Genomic DNA, 23,566 nt, shown 5'->3' with positions numbered 1-23,566 from the left:
CGCGACCGTGGCGTCCGGGTGGAGCGCGAGCGCAGGTTCCGGGACGACCCTCGTCGTCGGCCGCGGCATGTGAGCGAAGACCCTTCCGGGCTGGGCTAGAATTGCCGTCGACCCCTCGTGCGGCGTCATCTCGCTGAACTCCCCCAGGGCCGGAAGGCAGCAAGGGCAGGTGAGCTCTGACGGGTGTGCGGGGGGTCCTCGCATGCCCAGAGGGCGCTGGCGCGCCCGCCGGCCCCCCACCGGCCCGCCGGCCCGCCCACCGGCCCGCCGGCCCGCCCACGCGCGACCGTCGAGAACAACCTGAGCGACGTCATCCAGCCGTTTGGCGTTCATGAGGTTGTTCTCGATCGAGCAGGAGCGCTTCGCGGACCGTCCGGCCGACGCTGCCGATGTCCTCGTGGGTGAAGCGCAACATGGTGATCGCGCCGCGTATCAGCAGCGTGTTCTGGCGGGCGCGGTCGCGAAGCAGCGCATCGGGTCGGTCGTGGAACTCGCGGCCATCGATCTCGGCGATGAGCCATCGTCCCCGGGGGAGTCGCCAGCCCATGTCGCCCCGGCCGAGGAAGGTGCCGTCCGGCGCCCTGATGACGACCTGCAGCTCGTCCGGCGGCACACCGGCGTCGATGCAGTCGATGCGGGCAAAGGTCTCGAGCGGCGACTCGGACCGGCCGTCGACGAGCGACATCCACGTGGGGACGTCGGCGCAGTCTCGTCCGCCGCGCAGCCTCGATCGCACGGCGTCCATCTGCCCGGGCGACAGCCGGCCGCGATGTGTGAGGTCGTCGAGCACCGCGACAGCGTGCTCGCGGCCCAGCGACGGCAGGGCGGTGAGCAGGGCGCACATCAACGTGGCGATCCGTCGTTCGCCGAACCGGGTCGACTCCACTGCGGAGAGCTGCCGGACGCGCATCCCGTCACGGCTCTTGCCGAAGGCGCCGCCGGGCAGCGCAACCTCCGGTCTGACGTCGGTGGGGAGCCCGCGCACGTCGTGCAGCGCCAGTGCGCACGCCCCGACGGCGATCGCATCCGGGCCGTACGCGAGCATCCCCAGCCACGCCGATCGTCGCCGCCGATGATCGACCTCGCCCCGCCGGTCGCGTGCAGGCTCGACGTCATAGACGCCCGTGGTCACCCGTGCCCAGCGCCGGTCGTCGACGAGTCGCCGCCGCATCCCCATCGTCACGCCGATGTGGTCGCACTGTCGCGACGACACCAGTCCCTCCTGACGGAATGCGAGCGACCGCAGTGACGTCGGAGGCTCGAACTTCGGTCTCATCACCCGATCCGACCAGCCACCCGTCCACCCGCGACCGCCTCGAGGGATGCGCGCCGGAGACCGGTGGCTGTGGTCGCGTCGCAACCCGCCCCGGCCGTCTCAGCAGCGCCCGCCACCGAGACCAACCCTACGAACGCCACACCGATCCATGACGACGTTCAGGTTGTTCTCGCCCAGTAGACACGGGGGAGGTCGGGGTCGAGGTGGCGTGGGTCGACGAGTGGGGGAGGTCGGGTCGACGTGGGTGGCTCGGCGGCGTCCGCCACCGAGAACAACCCCATGAACGCCAAACCAGTCCATGACGGCGATCAGGTTGTTCTCGCCGGGGTGGGTCGGGGTCGAGGTGGCGGCGGTCGACGAGTGGGGGAGGTCGGCTCGACGTGGGTGGCTCGGCAGTGTTCGCCACCGAGAACAACCCTGTGAACGCCGAACCGGTCCATGACGGCGATCAGGTTGTTCTCGCCGGGGTGGGGCGGGGGGAGGTGTGGTCGAGGTGGCGTGGGTCAACCAGTGGGGGTGGTCGGGGGGCGGGTCAGCTGCGGAGGGCCAGGCGGGTGAAGGTCTGGCTGGCGCCTGCCTCGCGTTTCAGGCGGCGGACCAGCCGGTCCAGGGCCTGGGGATCGGCGACGACCGCGTGGAGCAGGTAGTCGTAGGAGCCGGTGACGTGGACGGCGTCGAGCACCTGCGGGAAGCCGTGCGCGAGTGCGGCCGTGAAGTCCTCGTTCGTCGTCCCGTCGGCCATCCGCACCTCGATGAAGACCTCCAGGCCCGCGGGCAGCGACGATGCGGATCCCGTCAGGACGGTGAAGCCGCGGATCGTCCCGTTCTCGACGAGGCGTCGTACCCGGTTCGCCGCCGCGTTCGGGCTCAGGCCCACACGAGAGCCCAGGGCGCTGTACGGAATCCGCGCATCCGCGGTCAGTTCGCGCAGGATTGCCTCGTCCACGGGATCCATCCGGCGAGCATCGCAGTGTTCCGACGTTTTCGGCAGTATCGGCAGGACCGCATCGACGCGCGAAGCCACCCTTGGGCACGTGAACGCGTTCCTCCTCGGTGCACTCGCCGGACTCGCTGTCGCGATGCCGGTCGGTCCGGTGGGCGTGCTGCTCATGCGGGCCGGGCTCGTCGACGGCCTGCGGGTGGCGGTTGCCGCGGCGTGCGGGATCGCGACGGTCGACCTGGTGTACGGAGTCGTCGCGGTGGCGGTCGGTGCGCCGGTGAGCCGACTGGTCGAGCTGCACGAGGGCGTGATCCGGAGCGTGTGCGCGTCGGTGCTCGTGGCGGTCGGCGTGTACGGGCTGCTGCGGCGGCCGGGTCCCGACGACACCCGGGAGGTGACGTCGTCGCACGGCACGTACCTGCGGTTCGTCGGCCTCACGGCCGTCAACCCGCTGACGGCGGTCACCTTCACCACCGTCGCGATCGGCATGGCCGCCGGCGTCGGGGGGTCCTGGTCGGCGGCGGTGGCGTTCGTCGGCGGGGTCGGGCTCGCGTCGGTGGCGTGGCAGCTGCTCCTGGCGGCCACGAGCGCGTTGGTCGGGCTGCGGATCCCGCAGTCGGGCCGCCGGTGGGTCTCGATGACCGGCTCGGCGGTCGTCGTGCTGGTGGGCGTGGCTCTGTTCGTCTGAACCCTGAAGGGGACCGGCATCCACCCGTGGGGGCAGAACCCGGCGCCTGGAACGAGCCCCAGGGCCGACGACCGACGCGACGCGGCACCCGACGCTGGACGCATGAGCAACGCATCGCGCCTCTCGGGGCGAGGACTCGTCAAGACGTTCGGAAGCACCACCGCGCTCGCGGGCGTGGACGTGGACCTCGCGAACGGTGAGTCCCTCGCGGTCATGGGCCCGTCCGGCTCGGGCAAGTCGACCCTTCTGCACTGCCTCGCGGGAATCCTCGTGCCGGACGCGGGCTCGGTACAGCTGGAGGGTCGGGACGTCGGCGCTCTCGGCGACCGTGACCGCTCCCTGCTTCGACGCACGCACTACGGGTTCGTGTTCCAGTTCGGTCAGCTGCTCTCGGAGCTGCCCGCGGTCGAGAACGTCGCGCTGCCGGCGATGCTGCTGGGCGCGAGCCGCAGGGACGCGACCGCGAGCGCGATGCGGTGGCTGGGCTCGCTCGGGCTCGCCGGAATGGAGGGCCGGCGCCCGGGCGAGCTCTCTGGTGGGCAGGCGCAGCGGGTCGCGGTCGCGCGTGCCCTGATCACCGGACCGTCCGTCGTCTTCGCCGACGAGCCCACCGGGGCGCTCGACCAGTCCACCGGCCACGACGTCATGCGGATCCTGGTGGAGACGACGAGGGCCGCGGGGGCCTCGCTCGTCGTCGTGACGCACGAGCCGAAGGTCGCGGACTGGTGCGACCGACGGATCGAGGTTCGCGACGGGCGCGTCGTGGGATCGGCGGTACGTCGATGAACCCCGTCGTCGCGCTCGCGCCCCGGTTCCAGCGCGCAGGTGGCCGCGACTCGCGCGTCACCACCGCGCTCGCCATCACGGCGTTCACTGTGGCCACCGGTCTGACGCTCTGCGTGGTCGGGGGTCTGCTCGGCTTCATCACGCGTGCCAAGGAGCCCGTAGCGCCCGGCACGAGCGACGTGCGCGACCTGTACGTGATCCTGGCCGTCATCGCGCTCGTCCTGCTCGCCGTGCCGTTGGTGACGCTCGGCGGCAGCGCGGCCCGTCTCGGCGTCGCCCGGCGCGACGCACGGCTCGCGACATTGCGGCTGCTGGGGGTGACGTCGCGCGAGGTGGTCGCGCTCACGCTCGTCGAGACCGCCTGGCAGGGCGCGGTGGGCGCGGTGCTCGGCATCGTGCTGTACGGGCTGCTGCTCCCGGTGGTCGGGCTGCTCCCGTTCCAGGGCACCACGTTCACGGTCGCGGAGCTGTGGGTGGGCTGGCCGGGCCTGCTGGCCGCGATCGTGGTCGTCCCGCTGCTCGCGGCGGTGTCGGGCGCGATCTCGCTGCGCCGGGTCGCGATCTCCCCGCTCGGAGTCGCGCGACGGACCACACCCCGCGGCATGGGGTTCGCCCGGCTCCTCGTCGCCCTGGTCGCCATCGCCATGTTCATGGGTGTCAGCGCGGAGGCGGACGCGCTCGGCGCCTTCGCGGTGGGAGCGGTCGTCGCGACGTTGGCGATCGGATTCGCGACGCTCAACTTGGTCGGCCCGTGGGTGCTCGCACTCGTCGGCAAGGTGTCGCTCCGGCGCGCCACGACGCCGGCACGGTTGCTCACCGCCCGACGACTCCTCGACGATCCGCGTGCGGCGTGGCGGGTGGTCGGCGGGCTCGGGCTCGCCTGCTTCGTGGCGGGGGCCCTGACGGTGGTGCCGGTGCTCTGGACGGTGCGCGGGACGCAGGACCGGGACGACGCGATGCTGACCCAGGACCTGATGACCGGTGCGATGGTCACGCTGGTGGTCGCGTTCCTGCTGGCCGCCGTCTCCGCGGGGATCGCGCAGGCGTCCGCGGTGCTCGACCGTCGTCGCGAGATCGCGTTGCAGAACCTGGCCGGCATGCCGGTCGAGCTGCTGGACTCGGTGCGCAGGCGGTCGGTCCTGGTGCCGCTGCTGTTCGTCGCGGTGGGGTCGGCGGTGACCGCGCTCGTGATGCTGCTGCCGCTGCTGGGCATCCTCGTGTTCACCGACCCGAGCGGCGTCGTGGTGCTGGTCGGGGCCTTGACCGTCGGCTGCCTGCTGGTGTTCGCGGCGACGGAGACGTCGCGCCCGCTGCTGCGCTCGGTGCTCGCGGACACGGTGGTCCGCGCGGACTGAGTGGGATCGTCGGTGTCGGTGCGGGCGTCTAGGGTTCGTGGCGTGAGCACAGCCCTGTACCGGCGGTACCGGCCCGAGAACTTCGCCGAGGTCATCGGTCAGGACCACGTCACGGCGCCCTTGCGGCAGGCGCTGCGCAGTGGGCAGGTCAACCACGCGTACCTCTTCTCCGGCCCGCGTGGCTGCGGCAAGACGACGTCGGCACGCATCCTCGCCCGCATCCTGAACTGCGCGCAGAACACCGAGACCAGCCCGACCGACACGCCCTGCGACGTGTGCGAGTCGTGCGTCGAGCTCGCGCGGGGCGGTCCGGGCAGCCTGGACGTCGTCGAGATCGACGCGGCCAGCCACGGCGGTGTCGACGACGCGCGCGAGCTGCGCGAGCGCGCCACGTTCGCCCCCGCGCGCGACCGGTACAAGGTGTTCATCCTCGACGAGGCCCACATGGTGTCCAACCAGGGCTTCAACGCGCTCCTCAAGATCGTCGAGGAGCCGCCGCCGCACATCAAGTTCATCTTCGCGACGACGGAGCCGGACAAGGTCATCGGCACCATCCGCTCGCGGACGCACCACTATCCCTTCCGGCTCGTCCCGCCCGATGTGCTGGTCCCGTACCTGCAGCAGCTGTGCGACTCCGAGCACGTCGAGGTGGCCCCCGGCGTCCTGCCGCTCGTGGTTCGCGCGGGTGGCGGGTCGGTTCGCGACACCCTGTCGGTGCTCGACCAGCTGATCGCCGGGTCCGGTGGCGCCGAGCTCGCCTACGAAGGCGCAGCGGACCTCCTCGGGTACACGCAGGCCTCGCTCCTCGACGACGTGGTGGAAGCCGTCGCGGCGCGCGACGGTGCGTCCGCGTTCCGCGTGGTCGACCGGGTGATCTCGACCGGGCACGAGCCGCGCCGGTTCGTCGAGGACGTGCTCGAGCGCTTCCGCGACCTGATCGTCATCGCCGCCTCGGGTGACGCAGCCGACGCCGCCCTGCGCGACGTGCCGTCCGACCAGCTGACCCGCATGCGCCTGCAGGCGGGGCACCTCGGCGCGTCCGAGCTGTCACGGTCAGCCGACCTGGCCAACGCCGCCCTGACCGAGATGACGGGTGCGACCTCCCCGCGGCTGCACCTCGAGCTGCTCATGGCTCGCCTGCTGCTCCCCGCCGCCGAGGACACGCGTTCGTCGATCGGTGCGCGTCTCGACCGTCTCGAGCGCGGGTTGCCCGCCGAGGGGGTGCGCGTCCCGGTCGCGACGGCGGCACCTGCTCGGTCGGTCGTGGAGCCGGCGCCCGCGGCCGTCACAGGGTCGGTCGACGGGTCCGGACTCGTCGCATCGCCGGCGCCGGAGGTGGCGTCTGTCACGGAAGCGGTGCCCGTGGTCGCCCCCGAGCCTGCGCACGTCGTGGTGGAATCGCCAGAGCCCACGGCGGCGCCTGCCGGCTCGCTGCCGACCCCAGGACCCGCCCCGACGCCCTCGAACGCGGCACCTGCCGTGCCGCAGACCGCCGAGCAACCGGCCGGGACTCCGACCGCGGCGCCGCCCGTCGTCGCTCCGGCGACAACGGAACCTGTCGTCACGTCGCCCGCCACCGGACCTGTCGTCGCACCGGCTGTCGGGGTCGTCTCCCAGGGCCCCGGGCCGGAGACCGAGGTCATTCGTCGGCGGTGGCCCGAGGTCCTGGAGACCGTCAAGGGTCTGCGTCGCGTGACGTGGGCGCTCATCGACCCGCGCAACGCGCAGGTGGCCGACCTCGACGCGACGACGCTCCGCATCGCGTTCGACAACCCGGCGCTGGCGACGACGTTCCGCAACGGCGCCCACCCGGACGTCGTCGCGCGCGCGGTCCGGGAGACGCTCGGCTTCGAGGTCCGCGTCGAGGGAGTCCTGGCGGAGCAGGCGTCGGTGCCCGCACCGGTCAGCGCGGCGACCCGTCCGGTGAACGACCGCGAGAACCCGCGGGCGGTGACCCCGGCCGAGGCCGCGGCCTCCTGGGACGACGAGCCGCCGGCCCCCGAGCCCCCCGACGACGAGCAGGGCGAACCGGCGTCGGTCCCCGAACCGCCGGAGGACCTCGACAGGAGCGGTCCGCCGACCGTCGCGCAGGGATCGGCCCGCGAGCGGGGGATGGCCGCGGCACGGGAGTCGGCGGCCCGAGCCACACCGAGCGAGCCCGACGAACCGTCGCCGGACGACCCGGAGATCAGCGGCTCCTCGTTGATCGGCGCACCGCTGGTCGCCCAGATGCTCGGCGGCACGGTGATCGACGAACAGCTGGACGACGGCACGACCTGAGCGGCCGGCGATACCCAGCCACGTGACCGGTGAAACATCCGAGGTCCCTCGTGGCATGACGGGGTCGCAGGGGGATCCCGTCGGCCCGGCGCCCCGGGGGCACGGACTCGGCCGACTAGGCTGAGCGCGTGTACGAGGGTGCGGTCCAGGATCTGATCGACGAGCTCGGGCGGCTGCCCGGCGTCGGTCCCAAGAGCGCCCAGCGCATCGCGTTCCACCTGCTGGCGGCTGACCCCGCGGACGTTCGGCGGCTTGCCGACGCGCTCACGGAGGTCAAGCTCCGGGTGGTGTTCTGCGAGATCTGCGGGAACGTCGCGCAGGAGCCGCAGTGCCGCGTGTGCCGCGACCCGCGCCGCTCGCTGGCCACGATCTGCGTCGTCGAGGAGCCCAAGGACGTCGTCGCGATCGAGCGCACCCGCGAGTTCCGCGGCAGGTACCACGTGCTCGGTGGGGCCATCAACCCGATCGCCGGGGTAGGCCCGGACGACCTGCGGATCCAGTCGCTGCTCACACGGCTGGCGGACGGGACGGTCACCGAGGTCATCCTGGCGACGGACCCCAATGTCGAGGGCGAGGCGACAGCGACGTACCTGGCGCGCATGCTGGTACCGATGGGTCTGACCGTCAGTCGGCTCGCGTCGGGTCTGCCGGTGGGCGGAGACCTCGAGTACGCCGACGAGGTGACGCTCGGGCGGGCGTTCGAGGGCCGACGCCGGATCAGCGCGTAGTGAGGACGGGACGATGACACCGCACCAGACGACGATCGACGCCGACCTGCGGGACATCGCGGACTCGATGGCCGACGAGGCCCGCCGCTACCTGACCACCGTCACGGAGGTCGCCGCGGGCTCCGCACCGGACGCTGCGCTGCCGCTCCTCCTGCTGGCCGTCTCCGACATCCTCGCCGCCGGCGCCCGCCTGGGTGCGACGACGGACGTGGTGCCCGTCGAACGGTTCGAGCCGGACGTCGGCCCGGACGCGGACGTCGAGCCGTTGCGCGCCAACCTGGCCAACGTGTTCGACGGCATCGACGAGTACGCCGAGGTCGTCGACCCCCTGCTGGGTGTCGACGTCGAGCGCTCGATCGTCTCGGGTGACCTCGTCGGCATCGCCGGTGCGCTGTCCCAGGGCCTGCGGCACTACGAGAACGCGCACGTGCTCGAGGCCCTCTGGTGGTGGCAGTTCAGCTACCTGTCCGACTGGGGCGAGCGCGCGTCCAGCGTGCTGCGCACCCTGCAGGCGATCCTCGCCCACCTGCGCCTCGACGTGGAGGACGACGTCGCCGCCGAGGCGGAGTACGACGCGCTCCAGCCCTGACGCCGGGCCCGCCCGCGCCACGCGGGGTGCCCCTGGCCGGCTTGGGCGGTGACCGCGCCGGCCCGGGCGGTCAGGTCCACCCCGTCGAGGGCCTGCACGCGACCCGGACGCGCGGCGCAGGCCGCTGACGTGGATGCCGCCGTCGTCGTCCATGGGCGCAGAGCGCACCGGACGTCCGCGTACGTGACAAGCAGTCGGGGTCGATCCGGCATCTGAAACCGCGCGGCCCCTGCGTGGACACCGCCGTACACTCGCCCGGTCCCATCCCGAGCCCGCGAAAGAGCTCCCCCGTGGCCCTGATCGTGCAGAAGTACGGCGGTTCCTCCGTCGCCGACGCCGCCAGCATCAAGCGCGTCGCCAAGCGGGTCGCCGAGGCGAAGCGCGCCGGCCACGACGTCGTGGTGGTCGTCAGCGCGATGGGCGACACGACGGACGAGCTCATCGACCTCGCGCAGCAGGTGACGCCGCTGCCGCCGCAGCGCGAGATGGACATCCTGCTCACGGCCGGCGAGCGGATCTCGATGTCCCTGCTCGCCATGGCGATCCACAACCTCGGTGTCGACGCCAAGTCGTTCACCGGCCAGCAGGCGGGCGTGCTCACGGACGAGGCCTACGGCAAGGCCCGCATCATCGACGTGACGCCCAGCCGGATCCGCCAGACGATCGCGGAGGGGTCCGTGGCGATCGTCGCGGGGTTCCAGGGCGTCAACCCGTCCACCAACGACGTCACCACGTTGGGTCGGGGTGGCTCGGACACCACGGCGGTCGCACTCGCGGCGGCCCTCAAGGCGGACGTCTGCGAGATCTACACGGACGTCGACGGCGTGTTCAGCGCCGACCCGCGGATCGTGCCCAACGCCCGCAAGCTGGAGCGCGTCACCTACGACGAGATGCTCGACCTCGCGGCCAGCGGCGCCAAGGTGCTGGTCCTGCGCTGCGTCGAGTACGCGCGCCGGTACGGGGTACCGATCCACGTCCGTTCGTCGTTCAGTACTCATACCGGCACGCTGGTCACAGACGAGCCCGCCCCTGAAGGAGATTCCGTGGAGCAGCCGATCATCGCGGGCGTCGCGCACGACCGCAGCGAGGCCAAGATCACCGTGGTCGGCGTCCCGGACGTCCCCGGCAAGGCCGCGCGCATCTTCGAGGTCGTCGCCGGCGCCGGCGTCAACATCGACATGATCGTGCAGAACGTGTCCGCCGCGTCGACCGGCCTGACGGACATCTCCTTCACGCTCCCGGCGACGGACGGCGCCGCCGGAACAGCCGCCCTGACGGAGCACCAGCCGGAGATCGGCTTTGCGTCGCTGCAGTACGACGACACGATCGGCAAGCTCTCGCTCGTCGGCGCGGGCATGAAGTCGCACCCCGGCGTCTCGGCACGGTTCTTCGCCGCGCTGTCGTCCGCGGGCATCAACATCGAGATGATCTCGACGTCGGAGATCCGGATCTCCGTGGTCACCAGGGCGGACTCGCTGGACGAGGCCGTTCGTGCGGTGCACACGGCGTTCGATCTGGACTCGGCGTCGGACGAGGCCGTCGTGTACGGCGGAACGGGACGGTAGGCATCATGGGACTGAACATCGCGGTGGTCGGCGCGACCGGCCAGGTCGGTGGCGTCATGCGCCGCCTCCTCGAGGAGCGCGACTTCCCCGTCGACTCCATCCGGTACTTCGCCTCGTCCCGGTCGGCAGGCACGACGCTGCCCTGGAAGGGCACCGACGTCGTCGTCGAGGACGTCGAGACCGAGGACCTCTCGGGCATCGACGTCGCCCTGTTCTCCGCGGGGGGCGCGGCCTCCAAGGTGCACGCCCCGCGGTTCGCCGCTGCCGGTGCGCTGGTCATCGACAACTCCTCGGCCTGGCGCCGCGACCCTGAGGTCCCGCTCGTGGTCTCCGAGGTGAACCCGTCGGCGATCGACGACGCCGTCAAGGGCATCATCGCCAACCCGAACTGCACCACGATGGCCGCGATGCCGGTGCTCAAGGTCCTGCACGACGAGGCCGGCCTGACCCGCCTCGTCGTCTCGACCTACCAGGCCGTCTCCGGCTCGGGCCTCGCGGGTGCCGACGAGCTCGACAGCCAGATCCGCGCGGCGGTCACCCAGGACACGCTTGCGCTCGTGCACGACGGGTCCGCCGTGAACCTGCCGGACCCGGTCAAGTACGTCGCGCCGATCGCCTTCGACGTCATCCCGCTCGCCGGGTCCCTCGTCGACGACGGCTCGTTCGAGACCGACGAGGAGCAGAAGCTGCGGCACGAGTCGCGCAAGATCCTCGACATCCCCGGGCTGCTGGTCTCTGGAACCTGCGTGCGCGTCCCGGTGTTCACGGGGCACTCGCTCTCGATCAACGCCGAGTTCTCGTCGGCCATCACCCCCGAGCGGGCTCTCGAGCTCCTGGCGGATGCTCCCGGCGTCGTGGTGACCGACGTCCCGACGCCGCTGCACGCCGCCGGCAAGGACCCGTCCTTCGTCGGTCGGGTCCGTCAGGACCAGGGCGTCCCCGACGGTCGCGGCATCGCGCTGTTCGTCAGCAACGACAACCTGCGCAAGGGCGCCGCGCTCAACGCGGTCCAGATCGCGGAGCTCGTCGCCGCCCAGCGCCTGACCAGCGTCTAGCCAAGACTCGCAACGTCCGCACTCGTGAGGGGCATAGCCCCCACGAGTGCGGACGTTGCTGTCTTCCCGGCGAATCCCTCCCCCCACAGGGTTGTGGGGCGCGGGGTTCTGTGGTTAGTTGGTCAGGTAGGGAACCAACGAGGAGGCGATGCATGTTCGACGGACGCGATCCGCTGTACGTGCAGATCGCCGACCAGATCCGGGCCGACGTGCTCTCGGGCGCGTTGAAGGAGCATGAGCAGGTCATGTCGACCACGCAGTACGCGACGACGTTCCGGATCAACCCGGCGACGGCGGCCAAGGCGTTCACGGAGCTGGTCGACGAGGGCGTGCTCTACAAGCAGCGCGGCATCGGCATGTTCGTCGCACCGGGCGCCCGCGAGCAGCTGCTCACCGAGAAGCGGGCCGCGTTCTTCGCGAAGGTCGTCGACCCCGTCGCCGCACAGGCGAAGGTCCTCGGCATCCCGGTCGAGGACGTCATCGAGCACCTGAGGAACGGGGGACCGCGATGAGCGGCTTCGGTGTGCACGTCAGGGACCTCACGGTCCGGTTCGACGCGACGACGGCCCTGGACGCCGTGTCGTTCGACATCCGTCCCGGCGTCATCACGGGGCTGCTCGGGCGCAACGGATCGGGCAAGACGACCGCGCTCTCGGTGCTGGCCGCGTTCCTGCGCAAGACGAGCGGGACCGTGCTCGTCGACGGCGACGAGCCGTGGGAGAACGCGCGGACGATGGGTGCCACGACCCTGGTCCGCGAGAGCGGCGACATGACCCCGGAGCGGCCGATCGCGGAGTCGCTCCGCATGCTGGCCGACCGCCGCGAGACGTTCGACACGGACCTCGCGGAGAAGCTGCTCGACACGTTCGAGCTGGAAAGGACCAGCCGCCCGTACCGCCTCTCCCGCGGCAAGAAGTCGTCGTTCGGCATCGTCGTCGGGATCGCCAGCCGCTCGCCGCTGACCCTCCTGGACGAGGTGCACCTCGGCATGGACGCGCCGGCCCGGTACGCGTTCTACGACGCCCTGCTGGCCGACTGGCTCGAGCACCCGCGCACGATCGTCCTGTCCAGCCACCTGATCAACGAGGTCGAACGACTGCTCGAGGACGTCATCGTGCTGCACCGCGGCTCGGTGCTCACGCAGTCGAACGCGGACGCGCTGCGCTCGAGCGGCATGACCGTCACGGGTCCGTCGGACGCCGTCGAGGCGTTCGTCGTCGGACGTGACGTCGTGGCGCGCCAGCGTCTCGGCGGCACGGCCCAGGCGACGGTCGTCGGGACGCTTCCCGACGACGAGCAGAACGCGCGGCTGGGCGGCCTGGAGCTGGGGCCGGTGCCCCTGCAGGACCTGTTCGTCCACCTGACCGAACGCCGCCCGACGGAGGTTGCGCGATGAGCACCACCCTCACCGGAGACCGTCCCCGCGTCCGACGCGGACCGGTGGATCTCACGGCGCGCTGGTTCCTGGCGACGCAGCTCCGCGTCGCGCTCTGGTTCTGGGGCATCGCCGTGGTCGTCTCGACGATCGCCGTCGCGATCTACGCGACGGTCGCGGACGTCGTCGAGCGAGGCGTCGTGCAGTTCGGCATGCAGGCGCTGGTCTGGCTGCCGATGTCGTTCTTCATCGGGACGGCCCTCACCTCGGTGCCGGTCCAGGTGGCCTCCGGGCTCACGCGGCGGGCGCTGGCACGAGGTGCCCTGGTCGCCGCGATCGGTACCGGGATCGGGTACGGCGCCGCGTACGCCGTGCTGATGTCCGCCGAGCGGGCCGTGTACGGGGCGTTCGGGTGGCACTGGTCCGTCGGAGTCGACGGCGCGACGCCGGCGGCGTTCCTGATCGCCTGCGCGACGACCTTCGTCGCGTCGAACGTGTCAGGTCTCCTGGTGGGGATCGTGTACCTGCGCGGCGGTGGCTGGTGGGGGACCCTCACGCTCCCGCTCACCGTCGGGCCGGTCGTCGCGCTGACCGCCATGGTGGCGACCGCGGACGCACAGCTGCTGTTCCTGCTCTCCGGCATCGGGATCCTGGTCGCCATGCTCACGGCGATCGCCCTCGACCGGCTGGTGCGCGGAGCCGCGGTCCCGCCCAAGAAGTAGGGCTGACCCCACCACGCCTTCGTGGGTGGTCCTGGTGTCGACCGCGCGTCCGCACGCCCTAGCGTCTAGGTCATGAGCTCCGACGGATCGACCGGGACACCGCTGAACGGCTGCGTGTCGGAACGCGACGACCTGCGACTCGTCGCACCTGCGTTGACGGGATGGCGGCCCCTGCTCGCCGCCCCCGTCTCGGGTGCGACGTGGGTGGGCATCTCGCAGACCGTGGTCGGGTCGTTCCTCGTCGGGTTCGCCGCGATCGCGGTGTTCGTGGCGCTCGCTGTCGGGCTCAGCCTGGCCGTGCTGTTCGTCGGCATCCCGATGGTCGTCGTGACGCTGCTCGCGGTCCGACCGATCGCCCGGCTCGAACGCGCCCGGCTGCACGCGCAGCTCCGCGTCACCATCGACGCCCCTCGCTACAAGCAGCCGCGCAGGCCGGGATGGTGGGCAGCCTGGATGGCGGTGCTCGGCGACAGCCGCTCGTGGGCGCACGTGGCCTACCTGCTGGTCGGGAGCGTCATCCTGACCGCGTCGACCGTCGTCGTCTCGGTCGGCCTCGCCGGCGCCGTCGCGCTGCTGGCGTTCGTGATCTTCTACGGCGACTCGGTGACCATGCCGGCACCTGCGCCGCTCCTGGTCCTCGCGGCTGTGGTCGTGGCCTGGGTGGGTTCGCTCGGGGTGCAGGCGTCGTCGTTCGCGCTCGTCCGGGCGGCGCGGTCCATGCTCGGTGCATCGGCGCGCGCCGAGGCCGTCGAGGCGGCCCGGCACGCGCAGGCACAGCTTGCCGTTGCGGAGGACCGAGCGGTGCACCTGACAGAGACGCGCACGGCGGCGGTCGGTGCGGCCGACAGCGAACGGCGCAGGATCGAGCGCGACCTGCACGACGGCGCACAGCAGCGGCTCGTCGCGCTCGGTGTCGAGCTCGGAGCGGCCCGGCGCAAGGCCTCGAGCGACCCGGAGGCGGCCGCCGTGCTCGACCACGCGCACCGCGAGGTCAAGGAGACGCTCGCCGAGCTGCGCGACCTCGTACGCGGCATCCACCCGGCCGTCCTGACCGACCGCGGTCTCGATGCCGCGCTCTCTGCCCTGGCCGCCCGCAGTCCCGTGCCCGTCACCGTCGACGTCCCCGCGCCGCTCACGCCGGCCAGCACGTCCGCGCAGGCGGCGGCGTACTTCGTCGTCGCCGAGGCCCTGACCAACGTCGCCAAGTACGCGCAGGCCTCCAACGTCACGGTGACCGCCACGATCACGCCGTCGCAGCACCTGCGGCTCGTCATCGCCGACGACGGGGCGGGGGGCGCGGCACCGACGAGCGGCAGCGGCCTGGACGGCCTGCGCAGCCGCGTCGCCGCGCTGGACGGCACCTTCGACCTGGACAGCCCGGCCGGAGCCGGCACCCGACTCACCGTGGAGGTGCCGTGCGCATCGTGATCGCCGAGGACTCCGTCCTCCTGCTCGACGGCCTGAGCCGTCTGCTCGTGGCCGAGGGCCACGAGGTCACGGGCTACACGACGGCAGACCAGCTCGTCGCCGCCTTCGGGGCCGAGACCGAGCTGCCCGACATCGTCGTCACCGACGTCCGGATGCCCCCGACCCACACCGACGAGGGTCTGCGCGCCGCCGTGCACCTGCGCAGCCTGCACAAGAAGCTGCCGATCCTCGTCCTGTCGCAGTACGTCGAGCAGCGCTACGCCCGGGAGCTGTTCGCCGGTGACGTGCGCGGACTCGGGTACGTGCTGAAGGACCGGGTGGCCGATGTCGACGAGTTCCTCGACGCACTGAGCCGCGTCGCGTCCGGCGGCACCGTGATCGACCCGGACGTCGTCGCGCAGATCCTCGCCCGCACCCGGCGGTCGGGCCTCGAGACCCTCACGCCCCGCGAACGCGACGTGCTCGGCCTCATGGCGGAGGGCCGTTCCAACGCGGCCATCGCCGAACGGCTGGTGGTGGGCCTGCCCGCCGTCGAGAAGCACGTCACCTCGATCCTCACCAAGCTGGGCCTGGCCCAGGACGCCGACGACCACCGTCGTGTGCTGGCGGTGCTCCGCTGGCTCGAGCACGAACCGGGAGACCAGTCATGACCACCACCCTCGAACGTCCTCCCGCACCCCCGAAGCGGTCCGCCGGCGCGCGCGCCCTGGTGTGGGTCGGCGCCATCGTCGGCGCGCTGATGCTCGTCTCCGGCGCGTCCAGCCTGGTCGACCTGCTGGTCTACTCCAACGCCGACCCGGCGACGGTGTCCGGCTCGGCGACCTACGACGCGGCCCCGGTGGTCGAGCTGGTCGCGGACGGCGACGTCACGGTCGCGACCGGCGACGCGAGCATCCATGTCGAGCGGACGTCGCGCACCGCGTCCACGCACGCCTCCTACAAGGCGGCGATGAGCGGCAACCGCCTGGTGGTGAAGCACACGTGCGACTGGTGGCGTCCGGGCTTCTGCGAAGCCGGCCTGAACGTGACCGTCCCGCAGGGCACCGAGGTGGTGGTCCGGTCGTCGGACGGGTCCGTCGAGGCGACCTCCCTGACCGGGGCCGTCACGGTGCACACCAGCGACGGCGCGACGAGGATCGACGACGTCACGGGCGCCGTGTCCGTGCGTTCCGTCGACGGCGACGCGACGATCACCGACATCCGCGGCGACGTCAGCGCACGCTCCTCGGACGGCTCGGTCGACATCTCGCAGGTGACGGGCTCCGTCACCACGCACTCCAGCGACGGCCGCACGACGATCGCCGGGGTCGACGGGAACGTCGATGCCCGCGCCGCCGACGGCGACATCACGGTGTACGGCAACGGCGACCCGGTCGCGCTCACGGTCGCGACGAACGACGGCCGGCAGACCGTCGACGCCCCGACGGACCCGGACGCGTCCGTCAGCGTCGCCATCCACACCGTCGACGGCGACGCGTCGTACCTGGGCCCGCGTCCCTGACGCTCGTCGCCAGCGAGGACCTGGGCCGGGGACACCACTCGTCGCGACGAACTGTCCCCGTCCTCGCCGGTGTCGAGCGGTGTCTCCGGGGCCATCTCGTGAGCGCCGGCCCGGGTGTGGCCACTCCACGCGAAGGCGCTCGGCCGGGGCATGCAGAAGGCCCCTGTCAGCGTCTCCGCTGGCCAGGGGCCTTCTCCACAGTGTCGGGGTGGCGGGATTCGAACCCACGACCTCTTCGTCCCGAACGAAGCGCGCTACCAAGCTGCGCCACACCCCGTGGAGCCTGGCAAGGATAGCCGACGAGTGCCCTTGCAACGAAACCGAAAGCCGCCGAGCCCCGGTGGCCGCACGCGTGCAGCCGATCGGGCACGACTCACGGGGCGACGAGCGTGAGAAGCGTCGCCTCGGGTCGGCACGCGAACCGCACAGGTGCGTACGGCGAGGTGCCGAGACCGGCTGAGACGTGCATCCAGGTGGAGTCGGCGCCGCCGGGGCGGTCGGGCCGCGGGCCGGGCCAGCCGTGCAGGCCCTTGGCGCGGCTGGTGTCCAGGTCGCAGTTGGTGACGAGCGCACCCCAGAAGGGGAGTGCGAGCTGGCCGCCGTGCGTGTGGCCCGCGATCGCCAGGTCGACGTCGTCGGCGTGCATCGCGTCCAGGACGCGGCGGTACGGCGCATGCGTGACGCCGAGATGCAGGTCGATCGGCGTGGAGCCGGTGCGAGCATCGTCGGTCCCAGCCGCCGGCGGGTAGTGGTCGCGGTTCATGTGCGCGTCGTCGGTGCCGACGAGCGAGAGCACGCGACCATCGGCCTTGAGCACGTCACGGCGGTTGGTCAGGTCGATCCAGCCGGCCGACGCGAACCGTGCCGCGAGCTCGCGCCAGGGCAGCTCGACGGTCTTCTTCGGCGAATGTCTGCGGGCGTCGGGCAGAAGGTACCGCGCGGGGTTCTTGGGCACGGGAGCGACGTAGTCGTTCGAGCCGAGCACGAACGCGCCGGGGCCGGCGAGGTGCGGCTCGAGGGCGTGCAGCAGGTCCGGCATGGCGTCGAGGTGTGACCAGTTGTCGCCCGTGTCGACGACGAGGTGCGGCCGCAGGGAGGCCAGGTCGCGGACCCAGTCGACCTTGCGCCGCTGACCGGGAACCAGGTGCAGGTCCGACAGGTGCAGGATCCGCAACGGGTCCTGCCCCGCCGGCAGCACCGGCACGGTGACCTCCCGCAACGCGTACCAGCGCACCTCGACGAGCGCTGCGTACGCGAGTGCCGCGGCACCGGCGACCGCCAGACCGGCGCTCGCGCGGGCGCCTGCCCGCATCAGCCGCGGCCCTTGCCGCCGCCGTTGCCTGGAGGACCGCCCTGGTGACCACCGGGACCTGGACCCGGTCCCGGCCCCTGGGTCGGTTCCTGGGTGGCGTTCGGGTCGGGGGGTGCCTCGCCGTTCGAGAGGGTCAGCATGACGGCCGTGCCGCGCGTGGCGGAACGTGACGGGTTCTGCGAGGCGACCAGCCCGGCAGGAAGCGTCGACTGCACCTCATCGGGCGCGATCGTGGCGGTGAACCCGGCATCTTCGAGGATCTGCTCGGCTTCGTCCTGGGACTTGCCGACGACCGACGGCACCGGGATCTTCTCGCCGAACACGAGCTTCGGGTCGGCGCCGGCGAAGTCGGGGTTGGGCGCACCGGCGAGCGCCTGGACCATGAACCGCTTCCAGGTCGGTGCGGCGATCGTCGCACCGAAGATGCCCTTCGGGTGCCAGACGCCGGCGACCGTCATGTGGTAGACGGGCTTCGGCGCCTGTGAGAACCCCACCCACACGGCGGTCGAGAGCAGGGGGGTGTAGCCGACGAACCAGGTGTCCTGGTTCTGGCTCGTGGTACCCGTCTTGCCGGCGGACGGGAACGGCGGGGCGCCGACGCTCTTGGCCGTGCCCTTCCACACGTTGCTCAGGGCGTAGTTGATCGTGTTCGCGTACTTCGACTCGATCGGTTGGGTGCAGTTCGCGGGCGGCACGGAGAGCTGCTTGCCGTTCGTGTCCACGACGCTCAGGATCGCGATCGGGTCGCAGTGGATGCCGCCGGAGGCGAAGGTCGCGAACGCGGCGGCCATGGACAACGGCGCGACGGTGTCCGTCCCGATGATGTTCGAGGGGTTCAGTCCGGGTTCGATGGTCCCGGCCGCGCGGCCGTCCTTGGCGGCAGCGCGAGGGGCGGCCAGGTGCATCCCGAGGTCGGTGGCGCCCTGCATGATGTTGCACATGTCGAGCTGCGAGCCCATCGTCAGGTAGGCCAGGTTGACAGAGTTCCTCGTCGCGTCCAGGACAGTCATGTTGCCTGCGCCGAACTCGGCGTTGCCCGGGGTCCACACGAAGTCCCTGTTCCTGACGCCGCAGGTGGTGAACATCTTCTCGTTGAGCGGGCGAACGCTGCCGTTGACGACGTCGTAGAGGCTGTGCCCCTGCTTGAGCCACTCCAGCAGCGTGAACGGCTTGAACGTCGAGCCCGGCGCGAAGCCGCTCGACCCTCCGTAGGCCTTGTCCGTGTTGAAGTTGACCGACTCCGTGCGCTTGGTGGAATCACCGATGGCCGCGTAGTCCCGGTTCTGCGCCATCGCGAGGATCTTCCCGGTACCCGGCTGCACGGTCACGATCGAGCTGGCGACACCCGACGGGTCCTGCACCGGGATGCCCGCCTTGACCTCGGTGTCGGCCTCGGTCTGCAGCCTCGGGTCGAGCGTCGTCGTGATGGTCAGACCACCCTTGTACAGGAGGCTGGCACGGTCTTCCCTCGTCTTGCCGAAGGCGGGTTCGTTGACGATGACCTTGGTGACGAAGTCGCAGAAGTAGCCGGAGCCGGCGACGACCGTGCTGGCGACCGCGCACCCCTGCTTGAGCTCCTGCGGCTTGAGCGTGCTGGCGATCGGCGTGGCGACGCCGGCCGTGTAGTCGGCCTTCGTGATGTAGCCCTGTTCCTTCATGAGCCGCAGGACGGTGTTCCGACGGACCTCGGCGTCGTCGGGGTGCGCGACCGGGTCCCACTTGCTCGGGCTCTGCGTGATCCCGGCGATGGTCGCGGCCTCGAGGTAGTTGAGGTCGCTCGCACGCTTGCTGAAGTAGTACTCCGCGGCCGACTCGGCGCCGTAGACCTTGATCCCGAACTGCGCGATGTTCAGGTACTTCTCGAGGATCTGGTTCTTGGTGCTCGTCTTCTCGAGCGTGATGGCGAGCTTTGCCTCACGGAGCTTGCGTGCGACGCCCTCCTTGCCCTTGTGACCCTTGGCCGCTTCGAGGGCCGCCTGCCGCTCGGGTCCCTCGGGCTTGGCCAGCGCGGCCTCGATGAGCACGTTCTTGACGTACTGCTGCGTCAGGGTGGACGCACCCTGCTGACCGCCCGACGAGGTCTGGTTCTGGACGAAGGCCCGCAGCATGCCCGAGGGGTCGACCCCGGCGTGCTTGTAGAAGCGCTTGTCCTCGGTGGCGATGACCGCGTGCTGGAGCATCGGCGAGATCTCGGTCAGGGGGACCACGACGCGGTTCTGGTCGAAGAAGGTGGCCAGCAAGGTGCCGTCGGCTGCGAGGATCGTCGACTTCTCGGGCAGTCCGGGCTGGTCGAGCTCCGTCGGCAGCTCCTCGAACGCGGTCGCCGTCACCTCGGTCGTACGGTTGGCGATCGCGACGCCGGGCAGCACCAGTCCCGCGGCGAGCACGCCACCGACACCGGCGACGAGCACGAAGGACATCAAGAGGGCCAGCGCCTGGAAGGCGTTGACCTGGCGGCCGCGCGAGCGCGCAGGGTTCGGCATCCCGTCAGGGTAGTAGTCCCTCATGTACGTGCCGTCAGGATGAATGGGAGAAGGCGGGACCTCCACCGGACCCACACAAGAGGGAGACCCCCGAACGGGCGAACGTCGGCACGTGGTCGTTCCAGGAACGGGAAGCGATCCCGTACGTTCGGACACGGATGAACACGACCAGACATCCGGTCGAACACCACCCGAACGAGTGATTCGACACGCGAATGCACGCGTGCAGTGACCTGTTCGCGCGTCCAGCAGTCGAAATGACCCCTTTGGCGGCTCGCCAGAATGGTGCGCGTACCGCTAGTTTCCCGGGCAGGGACTGGGGTGCAGTCTCCGCTACGGTGCGGAAACCCCTCAGCAGGCAAGGGGGTTGGGTGACTACCGTCATGCAGGACGTCCATTGGACGGCGCTGGCCGAGTGCGGCAGCGGCAAGCTGGCCCCCGACGCGCTCTTCGTCGAGGGCGCCGCGCAGCGTGAGGCGCGCACCGTGTGCACCGGGTGCCCGGTCCGACTGGCCTGCCTGGCCGACGCCCTCGACAACCGGATGGACTTCGGGGTCTGGGGTGGCATGACGGAGCGCGAGCGTCGGGCGCTCCTGCGTCGCCGGCCCGAGGTGCGTTCGTGGCGCTCCGAGCTCGTCGGGACGGAGCCCTTGCTCCTGGCCTGAGCTGGTATCCCGACGCCACCGCCCTACTAGGGTTGTGCACATGGCTACGACGTGGGAATACGCGACGATTCCGCTCATCATTCACGCAACCAAGGCGATCCTCGACCAGTGGGGCGCCGACGGGTGGGAGCTCGTGCAGGTGGTCCAGGGGCCCGACGCCGGCCTGGTCGCCTACCTGAAGCGGCCGAAGGAGTCCTGATGGGCGCCGCCGCCAGGCTCGCCGCACTCGGCCTCGAGCTGCCGGCGGTGGCCCCCCCGGTGGCGGCGTACGTACCGGCCGTCCGGACCGGCGACCACGTCTACACGTCCGGACAGCTGCCGTTCGTCGCCGGGGCGCTGCCCGCGACCGGGAAGGTCGGCGGTTCGGTGACGCCGGAGGAGGCCACCGGTTACGCCCGGACCGCCGCACTGAACGCGCTCGCGGCGGTCGCGGGTCTGCTGGGCGGTGGTGCGGACGCCCTCGACTCGATCGTGCGCGTGGTCAAGGTCGTCGGGTTCGTCGCGAGCGACCCGTCCTTCACCGGGCAGCCGGGCGTGGTCAACGGCGCCAGCCTGCTCCTGCACGAGGTGCTCGGCGACGCCGGGATCCACGCGCGGTCCGCCGTCGGTGTCGCGGTGCTCCCCCTGGACGCGCCGGTAGAGGTGGAGATCGTCGTGGAGCTCGCGCCTACCGCCTAACGGGCGCGCCGCTCCAGCCGGTCGACGTCGAGCAGGACGACCGCACGACCCTCGCGCCGGACCCAACCCCGGGCGGCGAAGTCGGCCAGCGCCTTGTTCACGGTCTCCCGGGATGCGCCGACGAGTTGCGCGAGCTCTTCCTGCGTCAGGTCGTGCGCGACGCGGATGCCCTCGTCGACCCGCTCGCCGAAGCGTGTGGACAGGTCGAGCAGTGCCTTCGCGACGCGGCCGGGGACGTCCGAGAACACCAGGTCGGCGAGCGCCTCGTTGGTGCGACGCAGTCGGCGGGCCAGGGCCTGCAGCAGGTGCTGGGCGACGGTCGGCTTGTCGTGCAGCCACTTGATGAGGTCGCCGTGGCCGAGCTCGAGGACGACGGCGTCGGCGACGACGGTCGCGGTCGCGGTGCGGGGGCCGGGGTCGAACAGCGAGAGCTCACCGAACATCTCTCCCGGCCCGAGGACGGCCAGCAGGTTCTCGCGGCCGTCGTTCGAGCGCCGACCGAGCTTGATCTTGCCCTCGCGGACCACATAGAGCCGGTCACCGGGCTCACCCTCGTGGAAGAGGGTGTCCCCTCGAGCGACGTCGATCGCCTTCATCGTCGCGACGAGCGCCTCCGACGCCTCCGGTTCCAGACCGGCGAACAACGGGGCCGCGAGCACGATGTCGTCCACCACGGTGGCACCTCACCTCTCCTGCACAGTCATGCGCGGCGCCACACCCGTGGATCCGCGCAGACGAAGGTGGCCGCTGATCAGCGGCCTGATCCACGCTCAGTCTGCCCCATCGACGCGGTCAACCGCGGCCCAGCGGCTCCGGCAGGCCGGACAGTGTCGCGCGGGGCTCCTGAGCGAGCCGGGAGATCAGGCGCTCGGTGGCCCGTCCCAGGGCCGCCTCCACGCCTTCGCCGTACCGTGCGAGCTGGGCGTCCAGGGAGCGGAGCTCGTCGATGCGCAGGTCGCACGTCCCGTTGTCCGACTCCAGCACCGAGGCCAGGACGGCCGGCCGCGGCACCTCGACCCCGACCTCCGGGGGGAGCTGGAACGCCATGTCCTCACCGAGCGTCTGCGGCCGGGCCGCCTGTGCGACGGCGAGGTCGAGCCTGGCGCGGACCAGCCGGCGCCACCAGGTCACCCGGGCGTGCTCGGCGCGCAGTGCGCGGCGGTCGAGACGCAGGTCGCGCACACGGTGCTCGACGGCAGGGGTCATGGTGGGTGGTCCTCCTCGGGGTTCCGTGTCTGGTTTCGGCCCGATCGCGTGGCACCTTGAGCGCGCGCGCGTGGTGTGACCAACAGATCACTCCAAGGGAGCAACGTCGCAGGTCACCTAGGTGATCTGAGGCGCTTTCCGACGACCTGCGGCGGTTGTCGGTGGCCGGTCGTACGCTGCCACGGTGACCTCGCCGGACCTCGCTCGTGCCCCTGCCGCCGACCTCGAGTCGGACCTTGCTCGTACCCGTCGCGCTCGTCGGATCGACCGTGCGCTGGCCGTGCGGTACCCGGACGCGCACTGCGAGCTCGACTTCCGTTCGCCGTTCGAGCTGCTCGTCGCCACGGTGCTCTCGGCGCAGACCACGGACGTCCGCGTGAACCTGACGACGCCCGAGCTGTTCGCCCGGTATCCCGACGCCAGAGCTCTGGCAGCCGCGAACCCGGAGGAGGTCGAGGAGATCCTCAGGCCCACCGGGTTCTTCCGCGCCAAGACCAAGTCGGTGATGGGTCTGTCGGCCGCGCTCGTGGAGCGGTTCGGGGGCGAGGTCCCGCCACGGCTGAAGGACCTGGTGACGCTGCCCGGGGTCGGTCGCAAGACCGCCAACGTCGTGCTCGGCAACGCGTTCGGCATCCCCGGCATCACCACCGACACCCACGTCATGCGTCTGTCGCAGCGCCTGGGCTACACCACGAGCGACGACCCGGTGGTGGTCGAGAGGGAGCTGAACCGCCTGCTGCCCCGGGCGGACTGGACGATGGCGTCGCACCGGCTGATCTTCCACGGCCGGCGCACCTGCTTCGCCCGCAGGCCGGCGTGCGGTGCGTGCCCGATCGCGTCGTTGTGCCCGTCGTCGGGCATCGGGGAGCTCGACCCGGTCAAGGCCGCCGCGATGCTCAAGGGGTGACCGGGGCGACCAGCCCCTCGCCGGTCA

The 23,566-nt window shown here is 71.4% G+C and carries 24 protein-coding genes, 1 tRNA gene and 1 other RNA gene; 19 read left to right on the top strand and 7 right to left on the bottom strand.

Annotated features, from left to right (window positions below; translation table 11 throughout):
* The first annotated feature begins 106 nt into the window (after positions 1-106).
* Positions 107-203, top strand: an RNA gene (gene ffs / locus I847_RS26180) — signal recognition particle sRNA small type.
* Positions 204-310: 107 nt separating this feature from the next.
* Here the strand turns inward: ffs and I847_RS25655 are convergent.
* Together I847_RS25655 and I847_RS0110795 are read right to left on the bottom strand one after the other, a co-directional pair.
* The gene (locus tag I847_RS25655; protein ID WP_155856118.1) at positions 311-1,213 is read right to left on the bottom strand and encodes a hypothetical protein; all 903 of its coding nucleotides are present in this window, start codon (positions 1,211-1,213) and stop codon (positions 311-313) included.
* 595 nt (positions 1,214-1,808) lie between these two features.
* Positions 1,809-2,231, bottom strand: a complete 423-nt coding sequence (locus I847_RS0110795; protein ID WP_028049701.1) for an Lrp/AsnC family transcriptional regulator — start codon at positions 2,229-2,231, stop codon at positions 1,809-1,811.
* Between the two features lie 79 nt (positions 2,232-2,310).
* Here I847_RS0110795 and I847_RS0110790 point away from each other — a divergent pair, with 79 nt between their 5' ends.
* From I847_RS0110790 to I847_RS0110725, 14 genes are all read left to right on the top strand, one after another.
* Positions 2,311-2,904: a LysE family transporter gene (locus tag I847_RS0110790; RefSeq protein WP_028049700.1), complete on the top strand. Its 594-nt coding sequence runs from the start codon at positions 2,311-2,313 to the stop codon at positions 2,902-2,904.
* 102 nt (positions 2,905-3,006) lie between these two features.
* Positions 3,007-3,690, top strand: a complete 684-nt coding sequence (locus tag I847_RS0110785; RefSeq protein ID WP_028049699.1) for an ABC transporter ATP-binding protein — start codon at positions 3,007-3,009, stop codon at positions 3,688-3,690.
* Entirely contained in the window at positions 3,687-5,045 is a 1,359-nt protein-coding gene (locus I847_RS0110780; RefSeq protein WP_028049698.1) for an FtsX-like permease family protein, read from the top strand. Before I847_RS0110785 ends, I847_RS0110780 begins: the two co-directional genes overlap by 4 nt.
* A gap of 42 nt (positions 5,046-5,087) precedes the next feature.
* The gene (locus I847_RS0110775; RefSeq protein ID WP_028049697.1) at positions 5,088-7,325 is read left to right on the top strand and encodes a DNA polymerase III subunit gamma and tau; all 2,238 of its coding nucleotides are present in this window, start codon (positions 5,088-5,090) and stop codon (positions 7,323-7,325) included.
* A 128-nt stretch (positions 7,326-7,453) separates the two neighbouring features.
* Positions 7,454-8,053: a recombination mediator RecR gene (gene recR / locus I847_RS0110770; RefSeq protein ID WP_028049696.1), complete on the top strand. Its 600-nt coding sequence runs from the start codon at positions 7,454-7,456 to the stop codon at positions 8,051-8,053.
* Positions 8,054-8,066: 13 nt separating this feature from the next.
* Positions 8,067-8,642 carry a DUF5063 domain-containing protein gene (locus I847_RS0110765; RefSeq protein WP_028049695.1) on the top strand — a complete coding sequence of 192 codons (576 nt, stop codon included), beginning with the start codon at positions 8,067-8,069 and terminating at the stop codon, positions 8,640-8,642.
* Positions 8,643-8,932: 290 nt separating this feature from the next.
* Entirely contained in the window at positions 8,933-10,207 is a 1,275-nt protein-coding gene (locus I847_RS0110760; protein ID WP_028049694.1) for an aspartate kinase, read from the top strand.
* A 5-nt stretch (positions 10,208-10,212) separates the two neighbouring features.
* The gene (locus I847_RS0110755; RefSeq protein ID WP_034609958.1) at positions 10,213-11,262 is read left to right on the top strand and encodes an aspartate-semialdehyde dehydrogenase; all 1,050 of its coding nucleotides are present in this window, start codon (positions 10,213-10,215) and stop codon (positions 11,260-11,262) included.
* Between the two features lie 152 nt (positions 11,263-11,414).
* On the top strand, positions 11,415-11,774 hold the full coding sequence (locus I847_RS0110750; RefSeq protein WP_028049692.1) for a GntR family transcriptional regulator: 360 nt from the start codon (positions 11,415-11,417) through the stop codon (positions 11,772-11,774).
* The gene (locus I847_RS0110745; protein ID WP_028049691.1) at positions 11,771-12,658 is read left to right on the top strand and encodes an ATP-binding cassette domain-containing protein; all 888 of its coding nucleotides are present in this window, start codon (positions 11,771-11,773) and stop codon (positions 12,656-12,658) included. Before I847_RS0110750 ends, I847_RS0110745 begins: the two co-directional genes overlap by 4 nt.
* Positions 12,655-13,359 carry a hypothetical protein gene (locus I847_RS0110740; protein WP_028049690.1) on the top strand — a complete coding sequence of 235 codons (705 nt, stop codon included), beginning with the start codon at positions 12,655-12,657 and terminating at the stop codon, positions 13,357-13,359. The genes I847_RS0110745 and I847_RS0110740 overlap by 4 nt, the downstream gene beginning before the upstream one ends.
* Before the next feature lie 72 nt (positions 13,360-13,431).
* Positions 13,432-14,787 (top strand): sensor histidine kinase, encoded by a 1,356-nt coding sequence (locus I847_RS0110735; protein WP_051274799.1) that lies wholly within the window; start codon positions 13,432-13,434, stop codon positions 14,785-14,787.
* Entirely contained in the window at positions 14,775-15,437 is a 663-nt protein-coding gene (locus I847_RS0110730; RefSeq protein ID WP_028049688.1) for a response regulator transcription factor, read from the top strand. The genes I847_RS0110735 and I847_RS0110730 overlap by 13 nt, the downstream gene beginning before the upstream one ends.
* A complete protein-coding gene (locus tag I847_RS0110725; RefSeq protein WP_028049687.1) occupies positions 15,434-16,288 on the top strand; it encodes a DUF4097 family beta strand repeat-containing protein in 855 nt (284 codons plus the stop codon). The genes I847_RS0110730 and I847_RS0110725 overlap by 4 nt, the downstream gene beginning before the upstream one ends.
* A gap of 203 nt (positions 16,289-16,491) precedes the next feature.
* Here I847_RS0110725 and I847_RS0110720 read toward each other — a convergent pair.
* The 3 genes from I847_RS0110720 to I847_RS0110710 form a co-directional block, all read right to left on the bottom strand.
* Positions 16,492-16,565 (bottom strand) — tRNA-Pro (locus I847_RS0110720).
* 96 nt (positions 16,566-16,661) lie between these two features.
* Positions 16,662-17,600: a metallophosphoesterase gene (locus I847_RS0110715; protein ID WP_028049686.1), complete on the bottom strand. Its 939-nt coding sequence runs from the start codon at positions 17,598-17,600 to the stop codon at positions 16,662-16,664.
* The gene (locus I847_RS0110710) at positions 17,600-20,083 is read right to left on the bottom strand and encodes a transglycosylase domain-containing protein (RefSeq protein WP_028049685.1); all 2,484 of its coding nucleotides are present in this window, start codon (positions 20,081-20,083) and stop codon (positions 17,600-17,602) included. The genes I847_RS0110715 and I847_RS0110710 overlap by 1 nt, the downstream gene beginning before the upstream one ends.
* Before the next feature lie 383 nt (positions 20,084-20,466).
* Between I847_RS0110710 and I847_RS0110705 the strand changes: the two genes are divergently transcribed.
* Genes I847_RS0110705 through I847_RS0110695 form a run of 3 tightly spaced genes read left to right on the top strand, consistent with a single transcriptional unit; the run spans position 20,467 to position 21,426 of the window.
* Positions 20,467-20,748, top strand: a complete 282-nt coding sequence (locus tag I847_RS0110705) for a WhiB family transcriptional regulator (protein WP_028049684.1) — start codon at positions 20,467-20,469, stop codon at positions 20,746-20,748.
* 40 nt (positions 20,749-20,788) lie between these two features.
* Complete coding sequence (locus tag I847_RS26730) at positions 20,789-20,947, top strand: DUF4177 domain-containing protein (RefSeq protein WP_155856117.1); 159 nt, start codon at positions 20,789-20,791, stop codon at positions 20,945-20,947.
* On the top strand, positions 20,947-21,426 hold the full coding sequence (locus I847_RS0110695) for a RidA family protein (RefSeq protein ID WP_028049683.1): 480 nt from the start codon (positions 20,947-20,949) through the stop codon (positions 21,424-21,426). Before I847_RS26730 ends, I847_RS0110695 begins: the two co-directional genes overlap by 1 nt.
* Here the strand turns inward: I847_RS0110695 and I847_RS0110690 are convergent.
* Positions 21,423-22,100 (bottom strand): Crp/Fnr family transcriptional regulator, encoded by a 678-nt coding sequence (locus I847_RS0110690; RefSeq protein ID WP_028049682.1) that lies wholly within the window; start codon positions 22,098-22,100, stop codon positions 21,423-21,425. The two genes, I847_RS0110695 and I847_RS0110690, sit on opposite strands and share 4 nt — an antisense overlap.
* Positions 22,101-22,218: 118 nt before the next feature.
* A complete protein-coding gene (locus tag I847_RS0110685; RefSeq protein WP_028049681.1) occupies positions 22,219-22,632 on the bottom strand; it encodes a hypothetical protein in 414 nt (137 codons plus the stop codon).
* A gap of 184 nt (positions 22,633-22,816) precedes the next feature.
* On the opposite strand from I847_RS0110685, the gene nth reads away from it, so the two are divergent.
* Positions 22,817-23,539: an endonuclease III gene (gene nth, locus I847_RS0110680; protein WP_028049680.1), complete on the top strand. Its 723-nt coding sequence runs from the start codon at positions 22,817-22,819 to the stop codon at positions 23,537-23,539.
* Positions 23,540-23,566: the final 27 nt, after the last annotated feature.

The sequence above is a fragment of the Cellulomonas sp. URHD0024 genome (assembly GCF_000426185.1).
Classification (GTDB): domain Bacteria; phylum Actinomycetota; class Actinomycetes; order Actinomycetales; family Cellulomonadaceae; genus Cellulomonas.
This window is presented reverse-complemented; position numbering and strand designations above follow the sequence as displayed.